This window comes from Shewanella sp. 11B5, from assembly GCF_002836795.1.
Classification (GTDB): Bacteria; Pseudomonadota; Gammaproteobacteria; order Enterobacterales; family Shewanellaceae; genus Shewanella; species Shewanella frigidimarina.
In genome coordinates this window covers 1-2,621 of the sequence record NZ_PJAP01001028.1, presented here as the reverse complement: position 1 = coordinate 2,621, position 2,621 = coordinate 1, and the positions used below count along the sequence as shown (strand labels likewise).

2 protein-coding genes and 1 pseudogene are annotated in these 2,621 nt (G+C 44.0%); 2 read left to right on the top strand and 1 reads right to left on the bottom strand.

All coding sequences use genetic code 11. From position 1 onward, the window contains the following. Positions 1 to 193: pseudogene (locus tag CXF78_RS19865) on the bottom strand (lipid A biosynthesis lauroyl acyltransferase); the annotation flags it as partial. Between the two features lie 105 nt (positions 194 to 298). Here CXF78_RS19865 and hldE point away from each other — a divergent pair. Together hldE and CXF78_RS19855 are read left to right on the top strand one after the other, a co-directional pair. Beyond that, on the top strand, positions 299 to 1,729 hold the full coding sequence (gene hldE, locus CXF78_RS19860) for a bifunctional D-glycero-beta-D-manno-heptose-7-phosphate kinase/D-glycero-beta-D-manno-heptose 1-phosphate adenylyltransferase HldE (RefSeq protein WP_011638639.1): 1,431 nt from the start codon (positions 299 to 301) through the stop codon (positions 1,727 to 1,729). A 3-nt stretch (positions 1,730 to 1,732) separates the two neighbouring features. After that, positions 1,733 to 2,621 (top strand): hypothetical protein (locus CXF78_RS19855; protein WP_102037729.1); only part of this gene is annotated, 889 nt, incomplete at its 3' end.

Sequence of the window (2,621 nt, the reverse complement as noted above, 5' to 3'; positions counted from 1 at the left end):
AATCGATGTTACGCTTAGCGGTGTGGGTTCTTCCGCCCGCAACTTTCATGACTAATCGACCAATGCCACGGCCAATTTTCATTTGCCAAGACAGAGGTAATAGCAAGCTTAAACGCATTAAACCGACGCCAAACCACATAGGCCAATGTTTAGGATGATATAAATCAGAAGAAAATTCGGCTTTCTCGACCACGGACAACTCGTCTAGTTCACAAAAAATTATTTGTTATTCTAACTCATATTTAGATGAAAATTAGGTACAATCACGGTTAAATTTTTACAAGACAGCGAATACACTATGAAGGTTTCTCTCCCAGCTTTTGAAAATGCGCGCGTTTTAGTGATTGGCGATGTGATGTTAGATCGCTATTGGGTAGGCCCTACGGGACGGATTTCACCCGAAGCCCCTGTACCTGTTGTTAAAATTAATCAAATTGAAGACAGACCCGGCGGCGCCGCCAACGTGGCATTAAACATTGCGACATTAGGTGGACATGTCCAGTTAGCGGGCATAGTAGGCCAAGATGAAACCGCACAAGCATTAACCCAAGGGGTAAAAGTGTTTGGCGTTGAACCGCAATGGTTAACGGTAGCAGACAAGCCGACAATTACTAAATTACGGGTATTGTCGCGTAATCAACAGTTAATCCGCTTAGATTTTGAAGAGCAATTTGATAAAGCGACTAGCCAAGCATTATTCGCGCAAAGCGAAGCCATTTTAGATAATGTTGATGTATTGGTATTGTCCGATTATGCCAAAGGCGCCATTGATGAGCCAAAGGATTTTATTGCTAAAGCGCGAGCCAAAGGGGTAAAGGTTTTAGTTGATCCAAAAGGGCATGATTTTGCTCGTTATCATGGCGCGTCATTAATCACCCCAAATATGAGTGAATTTGAAGCGGTTGTCGGTACGGTAACCAGCGAAGATGATTTAATCGAAAAAGCCCAGAAACTGATCAAGTTGCACGACTTTGAAGCCATTTTAGTGACTCGCTCAGAAAAGGGCATGACGTTAGTGTCGCAAAACCAACCAGAATTGCATATTCCAACCGTTGCACGTGAAGTTCATGATGTTACGGGCGCTGGTGATACGGTGATTTCTGCTTTAGCGACCTCAATTGCTGCGGGTGCTTCGTTAGCGCAAGCTTGTGCGATAGCCAATACTGCCGCGGGTGTGGTTGTGGGTAAACTAGGCACTTCAACGGTTAGCCGCATTGAACTGATCCAAGCGTTAGCCCTTAACCATGGCGAGTCTGGTTTTGGGGTAATGACAGAAGATCAATTAGCTTATGCGATGGATCAGGCACGTTTACGCGGTGAGCGTATTGTCATGACTAACGGTTGTTTTGATATTTTGCATGCTGGCCATGTGAGCTATTTACAACAAGCCAAAGCCTTAGGTGATCGTCTTATTGTTGCTGTAAATGATGATAGCTCGGTGACGCGCTTAAAAGGCCCTGGACGTCCTGTTAATCCTGTCGACCGTCGTATGGCTGTTTTAGCGGGCTTAGCATCGGTAGATTGGGTGGTGCCTTTCACTGAAGACACACCACAACGTATTATTACGCGATTATTGCCAGACTCCTTAGTTAAAGGCGGCGATTACAAAGTGGAAGATATTGCTGGTGGTGCTGAAGTGATAGCGGCAGGTGGCAAGGTTGAAGTGCTCGGATTTGAGGACGGTGTATCAACAACTGCGATTATTCAAAATATTATGTCACAAAAATAGTTGATGTTTAGATACTGGCAACGGTCATTACTCAAGTTATTAAGCTGTAGCGTTGTTTGCACACCGTTATTCGTTTGTCACTTTGTTAATGCCAGCCAGCTTATTACGTCTCAGTCTGTGGTTAAAAATCAACTAAAAACCACAGCGGTTATGGTTGAAGATGGCTTGGCGAGTGATAACATTCCCCAAGCTTATTTTATCCCAATAGCAACCAAACAGGCGCTAATATGTTCTTTATCTACACTGGTAAGGTGTATTGCGTTACTCCCTGCTTCATTACAACAACAAACGGCTTTTTCAGCTGCCAATATTCGCCGCGCAGTTGGACGTAAAAGTGCGATGGTGCTGGTTGCTGAGCATCAAAAAATAGCAGGGGTTATTGTTATTAATCCAGCTAACAATATGGCTGAGCAAAGTGGCGCTATTGGCTTAAAAACTTATCAGTTACCATTAGCCAACCAAATACAATTAACCTTGTGGCACGAAATAGGTCATTTATATAACATTGCACTACAAGGCAGCATTTTATCCTCCTCTTTAACAGAATATCAGCATGAATGGCTAGCGGATTTGTATCTGTTATGGTGTATTGCGCAGCATTACCAACAGCTCGATTTGGGGTGGCAACAGTTCCATCGCCGAAATCTGGCGCTTATCAACGACAGTGGTAATTTGTCGCATTGGAGTGCGCCTCAACTTCAAATAGTGCTCAGTCATTATGATGCCCAGCAATTGCAGGATTTTATTCACTATGAGGATTTTTTAACGGCGGTTTATCCATTAATGCCGACGTGGTCGCCTCGTGATATGGCAGAGTTTTCTAGCTTAGTTCAGCGTACTTTTAGCGCGGTTCAATCTTTGCCAGGGTATATGTTTTGGCGTCAACCGGAGC